The organism is Polynucleobacter brandtiae (assembly GCF_002797575.1).
GTDB lineage: Bacteria > Pseudomonadota > Gammaproteobacteria > Burkholderiales > Burkholderiaceae > Polynucleobacter > Polynucleobacter brandtiae.
Genome location: NZ_PGTX01000006.1, coordinates 28,930 through 47,980 on the forward strand (window position 1 = coordinate 28,930; position 19,051 = coordinate 47,980).

Below are 19,051 nucleotides of genomic sequence, written 5' to 3' on the forward strand. Positions count from 1 at the left end.
CTGACCACCAGCATGCCTAAACTACCACTAGCAATGTCTTCAGATCGGATACACACTTTATGTTAATTTCTCCCCCATTTGGTGGTGCTCGCGCGCCCGTTCTTGCTAAAAATGCGGTTGCTAGCTCACAACCTTTGGCGACTCAAGCGGGCATTGAAGCACTGCAACAGGGTGGCAATGCCGTTGATGCTGCCTTAGCAACCGCCATTACCTTAACCGTGGTTGAACCCACGATGAATGGTTTGGGTGGCGATGGCTTCGCATTAATTTGGGATGGCCACAAACTCCATGGCCTTAATGCCTCAGGGCGTGCACCGGCAGCCTGGACACCGGAATTCTTTGCTGGCAAAACCGCCATGGATCTCATTGGCTGGAATACGGTAACGGTGCCTGGCATGGTTGCCGGCTGGATCGCACTCTCTCGTCAATTTGGTAAGTTGCCTTTTGCACAACTTTTTAAGCGGGCAATCGATTACGCAGAGAATGGTTTTCCAGTATCGCCAGTAATAGCGCGGCAATGGCGTGAAGCAATCCCCACTCTCAAGATGCAACCAGGCTTTACTGAATCTTTTTTAATCGCTGGCAAGTCCCCGGCTGCCGGACACATCTGGCGCTTCCCCGCTCAAGCAAACACTTTACGAAAAATTGCCGAGTCCGAAGGAGAATCTTTTTATCGCGGAGAATTAGCGCAAAGTATGGTCGACTTTGCCCAAAGTACGGGCGGCTGTTTTACGATGGCTGACTTTGCCGCTAATAAACCAGAGTGGGTAGAACCTTTAGCTTTTGACTACGGCGATTACACGCTTCATGAAATCCCACCCAATGGCTCAGGCATCGCCGCCCAAATAGCGCTCGGTATTTTGCAGGCTGCCAATGCTCAGCAGTATCCAGCTAACTCTGCTCAGCGCATTCACTTGCAGGTGGAAGCAATGCGAATGGCTTTTGCAGATGCCTACGCCCACGTATCCGATGCCAGTTCAATGAGGGTGCCTAGCAGCGCCTTACTGAATCAATCCTACTTGGCTGGCCGTGCTGCTTTAATCGATCATCAGCATGCAGGTACTTACAGTGCAGGTGATCCTCATGCCGGCGGCACCGTTTACCTATGCGCCGCTGATGAATCAGGCATGATGATTTCCTATATCCAGTCCAACTTTAAGGGCTTTGGCTCGGGTGTTGTCGCTCCTGGCGGTATTGCTTTTCATAACCGCGGCATGAGCTTTAGCCTGGTGGATGGTCATCCCAATCAAGTAGCACCCGGCAAGCGCCCTTTTCATACGATCCTTCCGGCATTTTTAACTAAGGGCAAGGAGCAAGATCTCCAACCTACGATGGCATTTGGTGTCATGGGGGGCAATATGCAACCCCAAGGACATATTCAATTTGTCATGCGCTTTATCGATGAACATCTCAATCCCCAAGCTTGTTCAGATGCACCACGCTGGAGAATTGATGATCTAGGTCATCTCACTGTAGAGGCATCAATGCCAACAGCTATTGTTGAAGGACTCAAGGTATTGGGGCATGAGGTCACTGTGATGCCTGCCGATAGCCTAGACTTTGGTAGTGCCCAAGCCATTGCTTTGCTGGGTGAAGAAACCAAAGATGCCTACATTGCCGGTAGCGATCATCGTAGGGATGGATTGGCAGCGGGGTTTTAGAGTGCCTTATTGGTGCCCAAAGATTGTTTGCAAAATAGTCAAACTTGCATAAAGAGTTTTGGGAGGAAGTTTCCCTAGCTTTTTCACTAACCTAGACTTATCAATTGTTCGAATCTGATCAAACAGAACTAGCCCTTTTTCTCCCGCATGCGTAAATGAAATTCGGAAATCAGCTTCCTTAGCCCTAGTGGTCATAGGTGCTACCAAGATAGTTCTTAAATTATTGTTCAGTTCAGGCGGAGAAATAACTAAGCAGGGTCTTGTCTTTTTGATCTCACTACCCTGCGTAGGGTCTAATTTGATTAGCCAAATATCCCCTTGATAAATGATGCTCTTTACCAAATCCAATCCTTGTCTTCATCATTATTAAAGTCACCCAATACCAGCTGGTCATCTCCGACTTCCGTGATTGCTTTTGCCTGTTCTGCCCAACCCTCACGAGAGCTCTTCTTTGGTTTACTTAAAATAAGTGTGCCATCCTCAACAACTAGATCGACTTCCTCATTAAAGCCCACTTGCTCAAGAATAACCTTAGGAATAACCACTCCACGAGAGTTCCCTATTTGTCGGATTTGAAGATGTAGCTGCTTTTTCATGGTATTAACAATGTTATAACGATACAAAAGTTCTGTCAAGCAATCTTTGCTTATCGACTACCTAAACAATACTGTCACCAAATTGTTTCACCATCTCGGGGGTGACAATCCTCCCATCGACACGAATTGGTAACAACAATATTCCATTGCGAGTAACATTTTTTTGAGAAAGAGATGCCAAATCTTGACTCACTAGACCAGATGCAGCGCTCTCCATGCTCTGCTGCTTTTTTAGTGAGCTCTTTTTTGCTTTAACAAGCATGTTTTCATCGATCTTCAATGTCGTCCTCATTGCATTCTAAGAAAAAGTATTGCGCCCAATCAATACGTACTAGCTCGGCAAACAGTTCAGATAAAACCGCTTCACTTCTTGATCACAGCTAACATCTTTAGCTTGGATGGGTCTCTCAAGGGTGATGCCTTCGATAGAAGTGCAACGACTCAAGGCAACATAAACCTGTCCCGATGCAAATGCCCCAGAGGAGAGATCGACCTTGATTCTATCAAGGGTTTTTCCTTGGCTTTTATGAATCGTTACCGCCCACGCCAGCATTAAGGGGATTTGCACAAAGGTACCCACAATATTGGGAGAGATCCTGCCAGACATCATGTCATGGTCATAGCGATAAGATTCCCATTGGTGGCCTTTGACTTCTACGGTATTGGCATATGGGCCGTTTTGTACCACCACTTTGACGGTATTGGGGAGTAACTCTCGAACGATCCCAATCGTGCCGTTGACCCATTTCTTGGGAAAGTTGGGGTCCGTTGCAGTGAACATTACCTTAGCCCCCACTTTCAAATTGAGGCGATTAGGGGACGGTAGATTGCGCTCATCCACACTAAATTTACCAGTGATACTGCCAGCATAGATCTTGGGCTCGGTTGTTAGTGCACGTAACCCGGCACCATTAATTTGATCTGCCCGTGCATTCGTTGTTGTCAGTGTGATGGTTTGCTCATCGATCGCCGCAGCATTGGTAAAGCATTGGTGATTGAGGGTATCTAAGGCCTCTTCAATATTCTCATTAATCCGAATTTGATTTAAGAGTCCCGCGAAATGGACATCTTTCTGACGGAAGATTTTCGAGAGCTCCACCATCGTGACATCTTGACGATGCAATACCATAGCGCAAAAGAAATAAGGCCCCTCATAACCTCGCTCTGCCAGCACCTGCATATCGGCATTCGATACCACTGGGGGCAACTGAAACAAGTCTCCCACAAACATCACTTGTATACCGCCAAAAGGCTGATTTTTATGTGGGCCATTCGCTCGCAGAAATAAATCCATCGCATCGACTACATCGGTTCTTACCATGGAGATCTCATCAATGATGAGTAGGCGAATATCTTTATAAAGCCGCTTATCTTTGAGTGGCTTGATATCTTCCTCAGGAAAGATCAAGCGCGGCGGCAGTCGAAAGAAAGAATGAATCGTGACACCCTTCACTTGCAGTGCTGCCACTCCCGTGGGGGCAACTACGACTACGTTACCGGAGATATGCTCACGCAGATAGCCAATTAAGGTCGTTTTACCAGTACCGGCTTTTCCGCTGACGAAGATGAAGGGGTCATGACGTTCGATGGCATCAATTACGGCCTGGTATTCAGGGGTGATTTCGATTTCAGAAGATTCAATAGCGGAGTTTGTCATCCCCCCATTGTCACACGCCATCCCCATGCAAGTTATCGTATAAATGAGCCCGATCAATACTGACTTTTTTAGAGCGAGGTTAGGATTCTGGTTTTAAATCCTCTGGTTTTTGGGGGTTACAGAGGGAGGTCAACTACATAGAAATTCTACTTTTAAATCCACCAAGGTTGACCTAGGGGGGTTACCCAAGGGTTAATTAATAATATTTAGATTTACAAGGGCTGCGCCACTTCATACGCGCGCGAGCATTTCTGCATAAGCTTTAGAAAGCCCCTCCTCTAGACCGGTTTGAGCCTGCCAGCCTAGATTATTGAGTCTAGAGCTATCCATCCATTTTCGAGGCGACCCATCGGGCTTAATTGGATCAAAGCTGATTTTGCCTTGATACCCCGTTGCTTTTGCGACCGCAGTGGCTAGCTCGGTAATAGTGACATCACTGCCAAAGCCCACATTAATATGGCTTTGCATCGGCTCAGTCTGCTGGTCGTAAATTACCTTCTCTAAGTCCATCACAAAAATAGAGGCTGCAGCCATATCGTCCACATACAAAAACTCTCTTTTGGGGGTGCCTGTCCCCCAAATCACCACTTCTGCTGCCTTACTTTCCTTCGCTTCATGAAAGCGCCTAATCAGCGCCGGAATGACATGGCTATTTTCTGGGTGGTAATTATCTCCAGGGCCATACAGGTTGGTGGGCATCACTGAGCGATAGTCAACGCCATGGCTTTGACCATACTGGCGGTTATAACTCTCACACATCTTGATACCGGCAATCTTGGCAATGGCATAGGGCTCATTGGTGGACTCTAACTTACCTGTTAAAAGCGCATCTTCGCTCATCGGCTGGGGGGCTAATTTTGGATAGATGCAACTAGACCCTAAAAAGAGGAGTCTTTTAACGCCGTTCACAAAAGCTTGATGAATGACATTGTTTTGCACCATCAAGTTCTCGTAAATGAAGTGGGCTGGGTAGGTGTTGTTCGCATGAATACCCCCCACTTTGGCTGCCGCTAAATAGACTTGCTCAGGTTTTTCAGTTTCAAAGAATGTTTTGACTGCTGCTTGATTGGTTAAATCAAGTTCTGCATGCGTTTTAGTAACAATATTGCTAAAACCCTTGGCTTGCAGGTTGCGCACAATGGCCGAGCCCACCATACCGCGATGGCCTGCGACGTAGATTTTTGCCTGAAGATCTGAAGGAGATGGCATGATACTTGCTTACCTTTCCGTACCCATAGCCACGCTATAGCCATGCTTTTGCAAGATAGCATGTTGCTTGGCTTTTTCTAAATCATTAGCCACCATCTCCACGATCATTTGATCGAGGGTAATTTCAGGAACCCAACCGAGTTTTACCTTCGCCTTGGTAGGATCGCCCAAGAGGGTTTCGACTTCAGTAGGACGGTAGTAACGTGGATCAATCTGCACAATCACATCCCCAACTTTCAAGGCTGGCGCAGCATCGCCTTCAATGGCTGCTACGATGGCTTTTTCATTTTCAGCAGATCCTTCAAAACGAAGGGTGATGCCCAGTTGCTTCGCACTACGGGTAATAAATTCGCGTACCGTGAACTGCACACCGGTGGCAATCACAAAGTCCTCAGGCTGGTCTTGTTGCAGCATAAGCCATTGCATCCGCACGTAGTCTTTAGCATGACCCCAATCGCGCAGCGCATCGATATTACCCATGAAAAGGCACTGTTCAATTCCTTGCGCAATATTGGCTAGGCCTCGGGTCACCTTACGCGTTACGAAAGTTTCGCCACGGCGCTTAGACTCATGATTAAAAAGAATGCCGTTACACGCATAGATGCCATAGGCTTCGCGGTAGTTCACGGTAATCCAGTAGGCGTACATCTTGGCAACAGCATACGGGCTTCTTGGGTAGAAAGGCGTCGTTTCTTTTTGCGGAATTTCTTGTACTAGGCCATAGAGCTCAGAAGTCGACGCTTGATAAAAACGGGTCTTCTTTTCTAAACCTAAAATACGGATGGCTTCCAACATACGAAGTGGGCCCATGGCGTCGACATCAGCCGTGTACTCAGGAGACTCAAACGAGACAGCTACATGAGACTGGGCGCCTAAGTTGTAAATCTCATCAGGCTGACACTCTTGAATAATGCGCACGAGATTGCTCGTATCGGTTAAATCACCATAGTGCAAGATCAGATCAGGATGATTGACATGGGGATCTTGGTAGAGGTGATCAATGCGATCAGTATTAAAAGAGGAAGCGCGGCGTTTAATACCGTGCACCTTATAGCCTTTTTCTAATAAAAACTCAGCTAAGTAAGAACCATCTTGGCCGGTAATACCTGTAATCAGGGCAACTTTTTTTGTTGTATTCATAGGATGTCAGTGGATGTATTGGAGTGTATTGGGGTGTGTTGAACTGTGAGTTTAGTTTTGGTGTTGACGTTATTTCTAGAGTCTAGCTACGGCCATAGGTATCTTCAAAACGCACAATATCGTCTTCACCCAAATAACTGCCCGATTGCACTTCAATGATTTCTAGGGGAACTACTCCGGGGTTTGCCAGGCGATGGGTTTGACCTTGGGGAATGTAGGTTGACTGGTTCTCAGTGAGTATCAGCACTTGATCGCCATTGGTAATTTGGGCAGTGCCTCTGACCACAATCCAGTGCTCTGCTCTATGGTGATGCATCTGTAAAGACAGACTAGCTCCCGGTTTTACCTGAATGCGTTTCACTTTAAATCGCTCACCCTCATCCACACTGTCATACCAACCCCAGGGGCGAGCGACTTTACGATGAAGATTCTTTTCTTCGCGCTGCTGGGCTTCTAGTTGATTGACGATGTGTTTGACATCTTGGCTTGTGGCTCGATTAGCTACCAAGACGGCATCGGCCGTTTCAATAATGACCAGATTGTCGACTCCGACTGCAGTGACTAAACGGGTACTGGCATGCACTAGAGAATTGTTAGTATTGGTCAGCAAGGTATCGCCAGAAGTGACATTGCCCTGACCATCTCGCTGGCCTACCTGCCACACTGCATCCCAAGCACCTAAGTCATTCCAGCCGGCATCCAGTTCGATCATCTGAATCGGAAATTTTGAACCGGGGCACTTTTCTATCACCGCATAGTCAATCGACTCACTGGGAATAGATTCAAATAAGGCTTTATCTGGGCGCACAAAAGAAGTGCTCCCCGATGTATCAGTAGTTTTGGCATCCCAGGCCGCTTGGGTAGCTGTTGCAATGTCGGAACGAAACTCGGTAAGGGCCGCTAACCAAACACTGGCCTTGAGTACAAACATACCACTGTTCCACAGGTAGTTGCCATCCTCTAAATAAGCCTGTGCGGTCTTTGCATCAGGTTTTTCTACAAATTTCTCTACTCGATATTCACCTTGCGAGCCTGGAACTCCTGATCGCTTGATATAGCCATAGCCTGTCTCTGGGCTACTTGGAGTAATGCCTAAAATAGCAATGGCGCCAGTACTCGCTACCGCAATAGCCTGTTGCAAGGCACTTGTAAAAGCGGGTGCATTTTGAATGGTTTGATCGGCCGGGGTGATTACTAAGATGGGGTCTGCATCGACTGTTTTAGAACTGGTAGCATCAGAACTGAGAGCATCTTGTGCATACAAAGCAGCCAAGGTCAAAGCGGGGGCGGTATTACGGCCGACTGGCTCGAGCAAGAGACTAGCGGTAATGCTGCTCAGTTCTCGTAATTGATCGAGTGCTAAAAAGCGATGCTCTTCATTGGTCACTACCAAAGTAGAGCCTAAATGAATGGCTTTATCTTGACCATTTTGACTATCTCGATGCAAGGTATTGATACGTTCAACAGCTTGCTGAAAAAGACTAGTCGTGCCAGAAAGGACTAAAAATTGCTTAGGGAACCCTGCTCTTGAAAGAGGCCATAAACGGGTGCCCGATCCGCCGCAAAGAATGACTGGAATAACAGTGATCATAAGCTCTTCTAAAGTACTGTGAATATCGTTATAAATGTCAATAAATGTGCCCTAATCATACGGGATTTGTAGATCACACTGCCCAGCATTTCTCATCGAGAAAGACTAAATTAGCTCTAGTGCTTTTAGAATACCCTCTGATATCGATCTAAAGTCGAATATTCCATAAAAGGATGACTAGTCAAAAGACATCCCCCAAGATAATGCTATTTGAAGTGCGTTAGTACTAAATTAGCTTCTGCGTGAACATCATGGTGTCCGACTGCAGGAAGTCCAGATCAACCGATGATTTGAGGTCTTAATGGACTTTAGGACTGTCTGCAACACAACGAAATCCAATATAGACCACAGCAATATCACCTGACTTTGACTCGGTATCGGATTCTTGCTGTCTATCTGGACCGTACCACCAAGAAGCGCCTCTAGTCATGTATCCGCCATTGTGCTCTGTTGAAGTCCACTCCCAAACATTGCCACCCATGTCATACAAACCATTGACGCCTGGTTTAGTAGTGCCTGCCAAAACATGTCCGGTGCCGCGATTTAATGCGCCCGTAGGAGCAAGTCCTTTGTAATCACCACAACCACTTAAACAATGGGACACCAGCGGTGAACTGCCGCCTGGATAGGGGTAACGCTGCCCCTTGATAAATCCAGTAGGCGGATGATTTCTTTGCTCTAAAAATGCCGCATTTGTCCATTCAGCATCAGTAGGTAAGCGCTTGTTATAAAAGTGACAAATCGATTCTGCTTCTTTCCTATTGAGATGTACTGCAGGCTCCTGATCCATTGCGGTAATGCCATAAGGCGCACGCCAAGACCAGCCTGCTTTTTTAACAAAGCCACCCTCATAACTTAAGCCACCGCCATTTTTTTCCGCTTGACTAACAAATCCCGTAGCGTTAGCAACCGTTTTAGTATCCGCAACCGTCATCTCCGTTTGATCCCAAATGACATCACCAACTTTAATGGTGGGAATGGTGGAAGCGATAGAGGCGGTAGAAGCAGGCGCACTATTTGTCGCAGCAGCGATGGCTGAAGAGGCCGCTACGGCTGCTGGACGCAGCATAAAGTAGAGCGCGATAACTGAGAGCAACACACCAAAAACAACAGATAAAATATCAACTTTTTTCATGCTGATTGCTTTTTAAGTAAAGGCGCTAAGAGAGCGCTAGAAAACATAAGGGAGCTTATGTAGGTATTTTGTGGATATACGGTGGGGCGAACGACGGGGCTCGAACCCGCGACAACCAGAATCACAATCTGGGACTCTACCAACTGAGCTACGTCCGCCACAGTAGAGTCGATATTATAGCTTTGAGGCCAAAACTCTGTCAAAAAATGCCCATGCAATCTATTTAAGTCGGTCCCAACTCAAAAGCCGCCCAATCCCCGAGGGTCAAACTTGCATCTAGGAAGAAATCTCCAATAGCTGCCCTGCTCTGCACTTTAGCCAAAGCATGATGATCTGAGAGACGCTGGCGCCAATATCGAGAGCCCGCACGACCATGCGCCAAGCCCAAAATATGGCGTGTAAATGCACCAATGTAGAATGGCTTTTCTTTAGCACGGCACTCATCAAACCAGGCCTGAACTTGCCCTACCAAGCCGACCTGAATACGATGCCATTCCGTTTCACTAAATAAATATCCCGCAGCCTCACCATTGCTGGCCAATAAATCATCCCAGCCCAATAGCATTGCAGGGAAATGATAAGCTGCCCTACCCACCATAAAGCCATCGAAGTGGTCCCAATGGCCGGCAATCTGCTCATTTGTTTCCAAACCGCCATTGAGCAGAACCTGAATATGCGGAAACTGCTTTTGTGCGTCGAGTCGTAATTGAGCGGCAACTTCATAACGTAGTGGTGGCTTCGTCCGATTCTCTTTTGGCGATAAGCCCTTAAGTACTGCATTGCGCGCATGAATGGTTACCTGACTCGCTCCTGCATCAGCAACTGCCAAGATGAAGTTCAGTGCAAATTGATAATCGACTTCAGAATTTTCGGCATCCATACTATCTAAGCCAAGACGGTGCTTTACCGAAATAGGAATATCAACTGCGCTTTTCATCGCTCTTACACAGTCCGCCACCAACGCTGGCTCTGCCATCAAACAAGCGCCAAAGGCGCCTCGTTGTACTCGCTCTGATGGGCAGCCACAGTTAAGATCAACTTCGTTGTAACCCCACTGCTGCGCTAGTACTGCTGCTTGAGCCAACTCACTGGGATCGCTACCGCCTAACTGCAAAACCACTGGGTGTTGATCATGAGAATAATCTAAGTGCCGCGGCACATCACCATGAATCAATGCGCCCGTAGTCACCATCTCTGTGTAGAGAGTCGCGTCTTTCGTCAGCGTGCGATGAAATGAGCGGCAGTGACGATCTGTCCACTCCATCATCGGGGCGACGGCTAATCTTTTAGACTTTGTTTTTTCTATATGGTCGATTTTGCTATCTTTATTTTGTAAGCATCAGCAGTAAATAAGTAAAAATTCATTGTTATTTTTTTTCTGCTTCATCTCTTCATTATTTTATTCGTTATTTTATTTGTCTTTTTTTAAATTCTTACAAACTGATGAAAACCACCGCCAGAGCATTACTTAAAGTAAGGCCTAGTAAGTTATTTCCGCAAGTTAGAGACCCTTAAAGACCCAACTGGCTAGTGAGCCCAGACGAACTAATTGCAAACTTACTTCATCTGGTTTTCTATAGATTAGAACAACATCAGGCTTGATATGACAATCTCGATGATCCTTCCAATCACCTGAGAGTGGGTGATCAAAGTATTTCTGGGGTAGCTTCTTATCTGCCATTAGCAACTTGAAGACAGCATTGAGATCTTCAGCCAAGGTTTTCTTGTGAATACCTTTAGCTTCTCTTTTATAGTCGCATTTAAACTGCCCTGTATATTCAATCGTCCGCATTCAAATCAGCCATTAAGTCATTAATAGAAGCGAAGGATTTAAGTTTTCCTTTTCTCGCTTCTTTCATGGCTGCAATGGTTTCTTCGTTTGGGATGAGTGGTTCAAAAGGTAAAGCCTTCTCTTTAGCTACTTTGGTCATCAAAATCCGAAAGGCATCAGACGGAGTAAGGCCCATAGCCGCCAATACAGCAGTGGCCTCCTCTTTAATGCCCCCATTAATTCTGGCCCGTACTACGGCATTTGCAGTCATGATTTTACCCTTTTATATCTTGTGAGCTACATTGTAGCTCAATTCTCACCCGACCAACCCTTTAGAATCGGGTAGGTTCCGAACACATGCTTTACGTCCAAAAAGCTACTGAAAAAACCGCTTTTGTTATTGGCTAGTATTTAGTGAATCAAAAATCCTGAACTAAATGCAACCTTGATGATGACCAATCGACTATCAATGACTTCATGTACCAAGCGAAAGCCAGTTGCCCTTAGCTTAATCTTATAAAAACCCCCAAGTTCACTATAAAGCCTTGCCGATTCCACATGCGGCATCAGCAAGCGTCGCTCTAGCTGTTTTTTAAATTACTCTTTAATTGACCCATTTAGCTTATCCCACTCTTTTGCAGCTAATGCATAGAACTCAAGCTTATAGGTCTTCAACGTTCACCGAATGGTTTTTCCGCCACGCCGTTTTTGAATTACCTTCAAGAGCGCCAGATCGTCTACTGCATCCAATAGCTTTTCATAGGCTTTGACTGATAGCAAGTAAGCTTCAGGCTTATTGTGATTCAGCACCGCTACAGCATTACCTCCCGCAATTCTGCAATACAAATCGAGAAGATTTAATGTCAGCTTGAGATTGTCCAAGGGTTGATCACTTCCAGCCCTATAAATTCAAAATCTCGGGTGTTACGAGTGACCAGTTTTAATCCATGATGGATTGCAGTTGCTGCCAGCAAACTATCAATCGCTGGAGTAGGGCGCCCCACCTGCGCCATTAAACGCCCCCACCGATCGGCGACGTTAAGATCTACAGTCAATACGCGCCCAATGAAAAAAGCTGGTAAATCAACCCCAAGCCAATCGAGCAGCGCAAATTTTCGCTCACTATCTGGCAGCAGATCAATTCCCTTGCGAATTTCACCCAAGGTGAGCGCGCTCACGAATAGCGTCGTAGCTGGCCTTTGAGAAAACCACTTGGCAACCCCTGCGTTGGGCTCTTTGCGGCGCAACTCGGATAGGACGTTAGTGTCAATCAGATAGGTCATAGTTCAATGGCGCGGGTCAGACTATCGTCTCGCTCAATCAATAGTGCTTCATCGCCATACAGAGGCGATGACTGCATAAACTCTACGAGTGATTTATTAGCCCCAGTCAAACGATCGTAATCGGAGCGAGAAAGAAGAACCGCCACTGATCGGCCATGATTTGTTATTTCTTGCGGCCCCTCAAGTTCTGCATCGCGTAATACGGTAGAAAGCTGTGCTTTTGCCTCTTGTATTTGCCAAATATGCATATTTAATCCCTATTATGACTATTCTAGTCAGATTATAGCAGAATGGAATTTTGATATCCGTACCGGAGTCTCAAGTTGAACTGCGGGCAATCGTTAACCAAAGCTAACAATATATATTCCTATTTCGTAGTAGTTCCTTTTATGTAAGCCTTTGACTTTATTTAAACACTGCCAGCAATAAACCATCATTAGCATCCCGCACATGATGTATCACCATCACCTAATTTCATATAGGAACACTACCGCTTTAAAATAGGCACTCCTTCGCTCAATGCCTCAGCAGAATTTCCATGTTTGAACTTTCCACCCTTCACCTATCTACCTTTGATATTAGCCTCCTGATGGCATGCGCCTTAATAGCGGGTTTAGTCGATTCCATTATGGGTGGTGGCGGCATGATTCAAGTTCCCGCCCTATTTGCATTACTGCCAGGCTTTCCACCGCCAACATTACTTTCGGTAAATAAGTTTGCCTCCGTGATTGGAACTATGGGATCTGCGATTCAGTATACGCGAGCGAATAAAAGCCCTTGGGGACTCGTGATCATTTCGTGCATCATCGCGTTTATAGCCTCGGTAAGTGGAGCCTATTTAGTGACGCAAATACCCACACAGTGGCTTCGTGGCACCCTCCCTTTTTTACTCATTGCCTTGTTATTTTTTAGCATTAAATCGAATGCCGGTTTAGTTCATGCCCCTAAGTACTCGCCTCATAGACAAAAAGCGATTGCCTCGACTGGCGCCGGAGTCATTGGTTTTTATGATGGATTCTTGGGGCCTGGTGCGGGTGCTTTCTATAAGCTACTGTATACAAGAGTATTGGGCTTTGATTTTTTACGCTCAGCAGCACCTGCTAAATTTCTGAACATTGCCTCGAATCTAGGGGCGCTCTGTGTTTTTATTTACTTAGGTTACTTTGATTTAAGATTGGCCCTTCTTATGGCAATAGCGAATTTAATTGGCGGGCAAATCGGTAGCAAAATTGCCATCAAACACGGCAATGCATTTATTCGTAAAGCTTTCTTTATTTTGGTAACTGTTTTAATTATCAAAACATTCTATGATGCTTTCCTTAAATAATGGAACATTGTTAAGCCCCCAAAAAGAGTTATTTTTTACCTAATTTTCCAAAGGCATTCGCCATTGCATTATTGATGGGAGGAGTACTTCTTTTATCTTCCTGAGGCCTTCTAGATTCAATACCTCTTGATACGCTCGATCTATTTGGCGCTCCTTGCTTGACCCGCTCCTCGGCAGAGGTCTTTGGCGCCTCATCAGAAAGTCGCATCGTTAGCGCAATCCGCTTACGCTTTTCATCTATCTCTAGTACTTTAACTTTCACAACCTGCCCTGCCTTCACAACGGTATGGGGATCTTTAACGAAGGTGTTTGCTAACGCTGAAATATGGACTAAGCCATCCTGATGAACACCGATATCAATAAAGGCGCCAAACGCAGCAACGTTAGTGACAACACCCTCTAAGATCATATCTACTTTGAGGTCACTGATTTTTTCAACACCGTCTTTAAATGTAGCAGTCGTGAACTCAGGCCTTGGATCTCGTCCTGGCTTTTCTAGTTCCTTAATAATGTCGGTAACCGTAGGAACCCCAAATTTTTCATCGGCATATTTTGCTGGATTAAGGCTGTTGAGTATTCCAGCGTCACCAATTAATTCCTTGACTCCTTTTTTAATATCTTTCAGGATCTTCTCCACCAAAGGGTAGGACTCTGGATGAACGGCTGAAGCATCTAAAGGATCGGCGCCATTCATAATCCGTAGAAAACCAGCTGCCTGCTCGAAAGTCTTGTCACCTAAGCGCGGTACGCTACGTAAATCTGCTCTAGATCCAAATGCGCCATGCAAATCACGATAAGCTACGATCCCCTCAGCAACACTGCTGCTCAGGCCAGAAACCCTGGCTAACAATGGGGCAGAAGCAGTATTGACGTCGACGCCCACTGCATTCACGCAATCTTCTACGACTGCCACCAAAGACTTTGCGAGCTGCGTTTGCATGACGTCATGCTGGTATTGACCTACCCCGATAGACTTAGGATCGATTTTCACTAACTCTGCGAGTGGATCTTGCAAGCGACGGGCAATCGATACTGCGCCGCGAAGTGATACGTCCATGCCTGGCAGTTCTTTTGACGCATACTCTGATGCAGAATATACAGATGCTCCTGCCTCTGAGACCACAATCTTGATCAAATTTAATTCCGGTCTTGCTTTCATTAAATCTTGGGCTAATTTATCGGTCTCTCGAGAGGCCGTCCCATTTCCAATAGAAATCAATGTCGCCTGGTGCTTTTGTGCCAATTTCGCCAGGGTATGAAGCGAGCCATCCCAGTCATTTTTCGGTTGATGTGGATAAATGACCTCGGTATCAACTACTTTACCGGTTGCATCTACTACGGCAACCTTCACCCCGGTACGCATACCAGGATCTAATCCAATGGTCACTTTAGGACCAGCAGGAGCCGCTAAGAGTAGCGCTTTAAGATTACGGGCAAAGACATTAATCGCTTCAGCATCAGAACGCTCACGCAAAGCACTCATTAGCTCAGACTCGAGGTGCATAGCGCATTTAATTCGCCAAGTCCACCGAACTGTTTCAGATAACCACTGATCTGCCGGGCGGCCTTCATTTTTAATCTTAAATTGATTGGCGATACGTGACTCACAGGGATTATGTGGTGCATCCCATTTAGGCTTTTCCGCTTCCGTATCCAATCGTAAATTCACCATCAGCATTTGCTCGCGGCGACCTCTAAACAGGGCTAAGGCGCGATGGGATAGAATCGCTTTAATCGGCTCGGAGTAATCAAAGTAGTCAAAAAACTTCTCACCTTCTTGTTCTTTACCTGCTATTACTTTGGACTCCACAACACCATGATCTTGTAAATAGATTCTCAGTGACTGGACTAAACCAGCATCTTCTGCAAAACGCTCCATCAGAATCTGACGAGCACCCTCTAGGGCGGCCTTTGCATCGGCTACCCCCGGATTTTCTCCTTGATCGGATGTGAAAGCCTCCCGTAAATACCGAACTGCTTCTACCTCTGGGGCTAGTAACGGGTTCGCCAGTAAATCATTCGCTAAGGGCTCTAAACCTGCCTCCAAGGCAATCTGTGCCTTTGTCCTACGCTTGATCTTATAAGGAAGATACAAGTCCTCTAGGCGGGTCTTATCTTCAGCCAACATGATGGCCTTTAATAACTCTGGCGTCATCTTGCCCTGCTCGTCAATGGAGGACACAATCGCCTTGCGACGATCTTCCAGCTCTCGTAAATAACTGAGGCGCTCCTCTAGTAAACGTAATTGCGTATCATCTAAGCCGCCAGTCGCCTCTTTGCGATAACGCGCAATAAACGGTACGGTAGCACCCTCATCCATTAAGGCAATTGCTGCAGCCACTTGGGCAGGTTTAGCGGATAACTCTTGGGCAAGGCGTTGCTCAATGGATGGCAGCATATTTTTAAATTAGATAGGTTTAGTAAATTGAGAACAAAAGGTGTTTAGCTTCATACCTAGATAAAAGCCACCCGTAGGTGGCCTCTATCAACACATCAAACGCAAATAATAATTAGCGGGATGCTTTCTTACGATCATGCTCTTTCAGGTAACGCTTACGTACGCGGACACTCTTCGGAGTGACCTCAACTAATTCATCATCACTAATAAATTCGACAGCGTACTCAAGCGTTAAATCAATTGGCGTTACCAAACGCACTGCTTCATCAGTACCGGATGAACGTACGTTAGTTAATTGCTTACCTTTAATTGGGTTAACCACTAAGTCGTTATCGCGACTATGTATACCAATCACCATACCTTCATATACAGGGTCACCATGCTTAACAAACATACGGCCACGATCTTGTAACTTCCAAATCGCATAAGCAACAGCCTCGCCATCATCTTGACTGATTAATACACCGTTATGACGCTCGCCAAAAATACCGTCTTTAGCAGGCGCATAGCAATCAAAAGTATGACTGAGTAAGCCATTACCACGAGTCATTGTTAAAAAGTCGCCCTGGAAGCCGATCAAACCCCGTGCTGGAATGCGATACTCAAGACGGGTGCGGCCTTTGCCATCACTGACCATATCGAGTAACTCACCCTTACGCTTGCCCAACTCTTCCATCACGCTACCTTGAGTAGCATCTTCTAAATCAACTGTAAGGTTCTCGTATGGCTCCATCTTGACGCCATTTTCTTCATGGAACACGACGCGCGGACGGGATACAGCCATCTCGTAACCCTCACGACGCATCGTCTCAACTAAGATCGTTAAATGCAACTCGCCACGTCCCGACACTTCAAACACGGTGTCATCATCTGTTTGACGAACACGTAAAGCCATATTGGCCTTCAGTTCACGATCTAAGCGCTCACGAATTTGACGGCTCGTTACAAACTTACCTTCACGACCTGCCAATGGGCTGGTGTTCACCATGAAATTCATAGTCAAGGTAGGCTCATCAATCTTGAGCATTGGCAATGCATCTGGTTTGTCTGGTGCACAAACGGTTGTACCAATAGCCAAATCTTCAATGCCGTTGATCAGAGCGATATCACCGGCAAAAGCCTCTTCAACAATCTCGCGCTCTAAACCTTTGAAGGTCAGTACTTGATTGATACGGCCTTTAAAAGGAACGCCATCAGGGCCATTCATGCAAACTACTTCCATGCCGGCTTTAACCTTGCCGCGGTTAATACGTCCAACACCAATTTTTCCAACATAACTGTTGTAATCAATCGAAGAGATCTGGAACTGCAAAGGACCATCTACATCGTCATCACGTACTGGAACATACTTCAGTACAGCGTCAAATAATGGACGCATATCACCAGAGCGCACATCATCGGTCATGCCTGCATAACCATTTAGACCCGATGCAAAAACAACTGGGAAGTCTAGCTGCTCTTCTGTAGCACCTAACTTATCAAACAACTCAAAGGTTGCATTGATCACGTAATCAATTCTTGCGCCTGGGCGGTCTACTTTGTTGATCACAACAATAGGCTTCAAACCAAGTGCAAGGGCTTTCTTGGTAACGAAACGGGTTTGTGGCATTGGGCCTTCAACCGCGTCTACCAACAATAAAACACCGTCAACCATAGAGAGCACACGCTCTACTTCACCACCGAAGTCGGCGTGGCCTGGTGTGTCAACGATATTAATATGAGTGCCGTCATATTCAACAGCGCAGTTCTTGGACAAAATAGTAATCCCACGCTCTTTTTCTAGATCGTTTGAATCCATGACACGTTCAGTCATTTTTTCATTGGAGCGGAATGTACCAGATTGGCGTAGGAGCTGGTCAACCAAGGTCGTTTTACCGTGGTCAACGTGGGCAATGATAGCGATGTTACGAAGTGCGCGTTTAGTCATGTGAAGCTTCTAAAAGTTAAAAGTAAGGTTAATAAAAGTACAAGTAAATAAATCTGAATCTATATTAAGAGGTCTGTGAGATAAGCCGCTTCGGATGTAAAACCCCTGAACGCCAATCGGCTGTACCAATAAAGTTGTGAGGGGCAGCAGTAGCACGATAAATCCGTACCAAAGCTTCAATTGATGGAATGCTCAAGGGGACCCGTTGGCCCAATCCAAGGCGTTTCGCTTGTTGCTCATCTATTGTCAGATGTGGCAGAGTCTGAAGCAAGGCATCAACTGGCAATATATAGCTTGAACTCTCTTGTAGCCCCTGCTGAATATTCTCAATTGTAAAAGACTGCTCTAAATTTAAGTGGCCTACTTCAGTGCGGCGTAAACCCACTAAGTGAGCCCCGCAACCCAAAGTCTTACCAAGATCTTCGGCCAACACCCGAATATAGGTTCCCTTGCTGCAACTCACTTCTAAAGTCGCTTCTGGCCATTGAATCTTAGTCCAGCGAATCGCATGAATCGTGATCTCCCGAGCAGCACGCTCTAACTCAACTCCTGCGCGGGCATATTCATATAAAGGTTTACCATCGCGCTTTAGAGCGGAGTACATAGGAGGAACCTGGCTTATAGGGCCGGTGAATCCTGGTAGCAGCGCATCTAAAGCAAGTCTCAATGCTGCCTCATCAGCAAATATCGGCAGCGGGAACTCTTGGGTAACGAGACCTTCTGCATCGCCAGTATCTGTACATTGGCCAAATTGAACTTGCGCAATATAGGTTTTATCGGCATCCAATAAATCTTGAGAATATTTAGTGGCCTCCCCTAAACAAATCGGGAGTAAGCCAGTAGCCATCGGATCTAGGGTGCCTGTATGACCTGCTTTGTCTGCATTAAGAGCGCGCTTCACAGCAGTCACTGCTCCTTGAGAACTCATACCAGACGGCTTATCAAGCAAAACCACACCATCAATCCGCACCGACTTCACTGTGGTGCGCTCTCGTCTTTGCGGTCACTATCCACAGCTTCATCAATCAAGCGAGACATTTCAATACCATGCTCAATTGAACTGTCAAAGTGAAAATGCAAAGTTGGCACAGTATGAATGTGCAGGCGCTTAAATAATAAGGAGTGTAAATAACCCGCCTTATCTTGCAGCGCCTTTAAGGCAACTGCTGGTTCGGCACCCAATACCGTAAAAAATACTTTTGCATGTGCTAAATCCGGCGTGAGCTCAATACTTTGGATAGTAATTAAACCTAAGCTTGGACTACGCAATTCACGAGGGATCAGCTCGGCCAGGTCTCGCTGAATTTGATCGGCGAGACGCTGGTTACGATGTGGACTAGTTTTATGCATTAATTT

At 46.1% G+C, this 19,051-nt stretch carries 20 protein-coding genes and 1 tRNA gene; 2 read left to right on the plus strand and 19 right to left on the minus strand.

Features of this window, described 5'->3' with window-relative positions; all coding sequences use genetic code 11:
* The first annotated feature begins 59 nt into the window (after nucleotides 1-59).
* Nucleotides 60-1,661: a gamma-glutamyltransferase family protein gene (locus B0G85_RS09470; RefSeq protein WP_100380219.1), complete on the plus strand. Its 1,602-nt coding sequence runs from the start codon at nucleotides 60-62 to the stop codon at nucleotides 1,659-1,661.
* 6 nt (nucleotides 1,662-1,667) lie between these two features.
* On the opposite strand, the gene B0G85_RS09475 is transcribed toward B0G85_RS09470, so the two are convergent.
* The 15 genes from B0G85_RS09475 to B0G85_RS09550 form a co-directional block, all read right to left on the minus strand.
* The gene (locus tag B0G85_RS09475; protein ID WP_100380286.1) at nucleotides 1,668-1,991 is read right to left on the minus strand and encodes a type II toxin-antitoxin system PemK/MazF family toxin; all 324 of its coding nucleotides are present in this window, start codon (nucleotides 1,989-1,991) and stop codon (nucleotides 1,668-1,670) included.
* Between the two features lie 5 nt (nucleotides 1,992-1,996).
* Nucleotides 1,997-2,257, minus strand: coding sequence for an AbrB/MazE/SpoVT family DNA-binding domain-containing protein (locus tag B0G85_RS09480; RefSeq protein ID WP_198508798.1), 261 nt, complete (start codon nucleotides 2,255-2,257; stop codon nucleotides 1,997-1,999).
* 61 nt (nucleotides 2,258-2,318) lie between these two features.
* Entirely contained in the window at nucleotides 2,319-2,549 is a 231-nt protein-coding gene (locus tag B0G85_RS09485) for a CopG family transcriptional regulator (RefSeq protein WP_100380220.1), read from the minus strand.
* Between the two features lie 39 nt (nucleotides 2,550-2,588).
* Nucleotides 2,589-3,914, minus strand: coding sequence for an ATP-dependent DNA helicase (locus B0G85_RS09490; protein WP_100380221.1), 1,326 nt, complete (start codon nucleotides 3,912-3,914; stop codon nucleotides 2,589-2,591).
* Nucleotides 3,915-4,145: 231 nt separating this feature from the next.
* Nucleotides 4,146-5,123 carry a GDP-L-fucose synthase gene (gene fcl / locus B0G85_RS09495; protein ID WP_100380222.1) on the minus strand — a complete coding sequence of 326 codons (978 nt, stop codon included), beginning with the start codon at nucleotides 5,121-5,123 and terminating at the stop codon, nucleotides 4,146-4,148.
* A 9-nt stretch (nucleotides 5,124-5,132) separates the two neighbouring features.
* Nucleotides 5,133-6,263, minus strand: coding sequence for a GDP-mannose 4,6-dehydratase (gene gmd, locus B0G85_RS09500; RefSeq protein ID WP_100380223.1), 1,131 nt, complete (start codon nucleotides 6,261-6,263; stop codon nucleotides 5,133-5,135).
* Nucleotides 6,264-6,345: 82 nt separating this feature from the next.
* Entirely contained in the window at nucleotides 6,346-7,854 is a 1,509-nt protein-coding gene (locus tag B0G85_RS09505) for a mannose-1-phosphate guanylyltransferase/mannose-6-phosphate isomerase (RefSeq protein WP_100380224.1), read from the minus strand.
* A gap of 298 nt (nucleotides 7,855-8,152) precedes the next feature.
* Complete coding sequence (locus tag B0G85_RS09510; RefSeq protein ID WP_100380225.1) at nucleotides 8,153-8,989, minus strand: formylglycine-generating enzyme family protein; 837 nt, start codon at nucleotides 8,987-8,989, stop codon at nucleotides 8,153-8,155.
* Nucleotides 8,990-9,071: 82 nt separating this feature from the next.
* A tRNA-His gene (locus tag B0G85_RS09515) sits at nucleotides 9,072-9,147 on the minus strand.
* 65 nt (nucleotides 9,148-9,212) lie between these two features.
* Nucleotides 9,213-10,295, minus strand: a complete 1,083-nt coding sequence (gene dusA / locus B0G85_RS09520; protein ID WP_255408146.1) for a tRNA dihydrouridine(20/20a) synthase DusA — start codon at nucleotides 10,293-10,295, stop codon at nucleotides 9,213-9,215.
* 195 nt (nucleotides 10,296-10,490) lie between these two features.
* Complete coding sequence (locus B0G85_RS09525; RefSeq protein ID WP_100380227.1) at nucleotides 10,491-10,781, minus strand: type II toxin-antitoxin system YafQ family toxin; 291 nt, start codon at nucleotides 10,779-10,781, stop codon at nucleotides 10,491-10,493.
* Nucleotides 10,768-11,031 (minus strand): type II toxin-antitoxin system RelB/DinJ family antitoxin, encoded by a 264-nt coding sequence (locus B0G85_RS09530; RefSeq protein ID WP_100380228.1) that lies wholly within the window; start codon nucleotides 11,029-11,031, stop codon nucleotides 10,768-10,770. Before B0G85_RS09530 ends, B0G85_RS09525 begins: the two co-directional genes overlap by 14 nt.
* 407 nt (nucleotides 11,032-11,438) lie before the next feature.
* A complete protein-coding gene (locus B0G85_RS09540) occupies nucleotides 11,439-11,642 on the minus strand; it encodes a type II toxin-antitoxin system Phd/YefM family antitoxin (RefSeq protein WP_198508799.1) in 204 nt (67 codons plus the stop codon).
* The gene (locus tag B0G85_RS09545) at nucleotides 11,624-12,043 is read right to left on the minus strand and encodes a type II toxin-antitoxin system VapC family toxin (RefSeq protein WP_100380230.1); all 420 of its coding nucleotides are present in this window, start codon (nucleotides 12,041-12,043) and stop codon (nucleotides 11,624-11,626) included. Before B0G85_RS09545 ends, B0G85_RS09540 begins: the two co-directional genes overlap by 19 nt.
* Nucleotides 12,040-12,291, minus strand: a complete 252-nt coding sequence (locus tag B0G85_RS09550; RefSeq protein ID WP_100380231.1) for a type II toxin-antitoxin system Phd/YefM family antitoxin — start codon at nucleotides 12,289-12,291, stop codon at nucleotides 12,040-12,042. The genes B0G85_RS09545 and B0G85_RS09550 overlap by 4 nt, the downstream gene beginning before the upstream one ends.
* A gap of 290 nt (nucleotides 12,292-12,581) precedes the next feature.
* On the opposite strand from B0G85_RS09550, the gene B0G85_RS09555 reads away from it, so the two are divergent.
* Nucleotides 12,582-13,370 (plus strand): sulfite exporter TauE/SafE family protein, encoded by a 789-nt coding sequence (locus B0G85_RS09555; RefSeq protein ID WP_100380232.1) that lies wholly within the window; start codon nucleotides 12,582-12,584, stop codon nucleotides 13,368-13,370.
* A gap of 28 nt (nucleotides 13,371-13,398) precedes the next feature.
* Here the strand turns inward: B0G85_RS09555 and B0G85_RS09560 are convergent, their stop codons facing one another.
* The 4 genes from B0G85_RS09560 to rbfA form a co-directional block, all read right to left on the minus strand.
* Nucleotides 13,399-15,768 (minus strand): Tex family protein, encoded by a 2,370-nt coding sequence (locus B0G85_RS09560; protein ID WP_100380233.1) that lies wholly within the window; start codon nucleotides 15,766-15,768, stop codon nucleotides 13,399-13,401.
* A gap of 112 nt (nucleotides 15,769-15,880) precedes the next feature.
* On the minus strand, nucleotides 15,881-17,695 hold the full coding sequence (gene typA, locus B0G85_RS09565) for a translational GTPase TypA (protein ID WP_100380234.1): 1,815 nt from the start codon (nucleotides 17,693-17,695) through the stop codon (nucleotides 15,881-15,883).
* 64 nt (nucleotides 17,696-17,759) lie between these two features.
* A complete protein-coding gene (truB, locus tag B0G85_RS09570) occupies nucleotides 17,760-18,674 on the minus strand; it encodes a tRNA pseudouridine(55) synthase TruB (protein ID WP_100380235.1) in 915 nt (304 codons plus the stop codon).
* Nucleotides 18,671-19,045 carry a 30S ribosome-binding factor RbfA gene (gene rbfA, locus B0G85_RS09575; RefSeq protein WP_100380236.1) on the minus strand — a complete coding sequence of 125 codons (375 nt, stop codon included), beginning with the start codon at nucleotides 19,043-19,045 and terminating at the stop codon, nucleotides 18,671-18,673. Before rbfA ends, truB begins: the two co-directional genes overlap by 4 nt.
* Nucleotides 19,046-19,051: the final 6 nt, after the last annotated feature.

Bases quoted from the DNA above. Each gene is read 5' to 3' on its own strand.
- B0G85_RS09470 (WP_100380219.1), top strand. From the start codon at position 60: ATGTTAATTTCTCCCCCATTTGGTGGTGCTCGCGCGCCCGTTCTTGCT.
- B0G85_RS09505 (WP_100380224.1), bottom strand. From the start codon at position 7,854: ATGATCACTGTTATTCCAGTCATTCTTTGCGGCGGATCGGGCACCCGT.
- B0G85_RS09545 (WP_100380230.1), bottom strand. From the start codon at position 12,043: ATGACCTATCTGATTGACACTAACGTCCTATCCGAGTTGCGCCGCAAA.
- B0G85_RS09480 (WP_198508798.1), bottom strand. From the start codon at position 2,257: ATGAAAAAGCAGCTACATCTTCAAATCCGACAAATAGGGAACTCTCGT.
- B0G85_RS09510 (WP_100380225.1), bottom strand. From the start codon at position 8,989: ATGAAAAAAGTTGATATTTTATCTGTTGTTTTTGGTGTGTTGCTCTCA.
- B0G85_RS09560 (WP_100380233.1), bottom strand. From the start codon at position 15,768: ATGCTGCCATCCATTGAGCAACGCCTTGCCCAAGAGTTATCCGCTAAA.
- B0G85_RS09490 (WP_100380221.1), bottom strand. From the start codon at position 3,914: ATGACAAACTCCGCTATTGAATCTTCTGAAATCGAAATCACCCCTGAA.
- rbfA (WP_100380236.1), bottom strand. From the start codon at position 19,045: ATGCATAAAACTAGTCCACATCGTAACCAGCGTCTCGCCGATCAAATT.
- B0G85_RS09555 (WP_100380232.1), top strand. From the start codon at position 12,582: ATGTTTGAACTTTCCACCCTTCACCTATCTACCTTTGATATTAGCCTC.
- fcl (WP_100380222.1), bottom strand. From the start codon at position 5,123: ATGCCATCTCCTTCAGATCTTCAGGCAAAAATCTACGTCGCAGGCCAT.
- B0G85_RS09550 (WP_100380231.1), bottom strand. From the start codon at position 12,291: ATGCATATTTGGCAAATACAAGAGGCAAAAGCACAGCTTTCTACCGTA.
- B0G85_RS09530 (WP_100380228.1), bottom strand. From the start codon at position 11,031: ATGACTGCAAATGCCGTAGTACGGGCCAGAATTAATGGGGGCATTAAA.
- gmd (WP_100380223.1), bottom strand. From the start codon at position 6,263: ATGAATACAACAAAAAAAGTTGCCCTGATTACAGGTATTACCGGCCAA.
- B0G85_RS09485 (WP_100380220.1), bottom strand. From the start codon at position 2,549: ATGAGGACGACATTGAAGATCGATGAAAACATGCTTGTTAAAGCAAAA.
- B0G85_RS09525 (WP_100380227.1), bottom strand. From the start codon at position 10,781: ATGCGGACGATTGAATATACAGGGCAGTTTAAATGCGACTATAAAAGA.
- typA (WP_100380234.1), bottom strand. From the start codon at position 17,695: ATGACTAAACGCGCACTTCGTAACATCGCTATCATTGCCCACGTTGAC.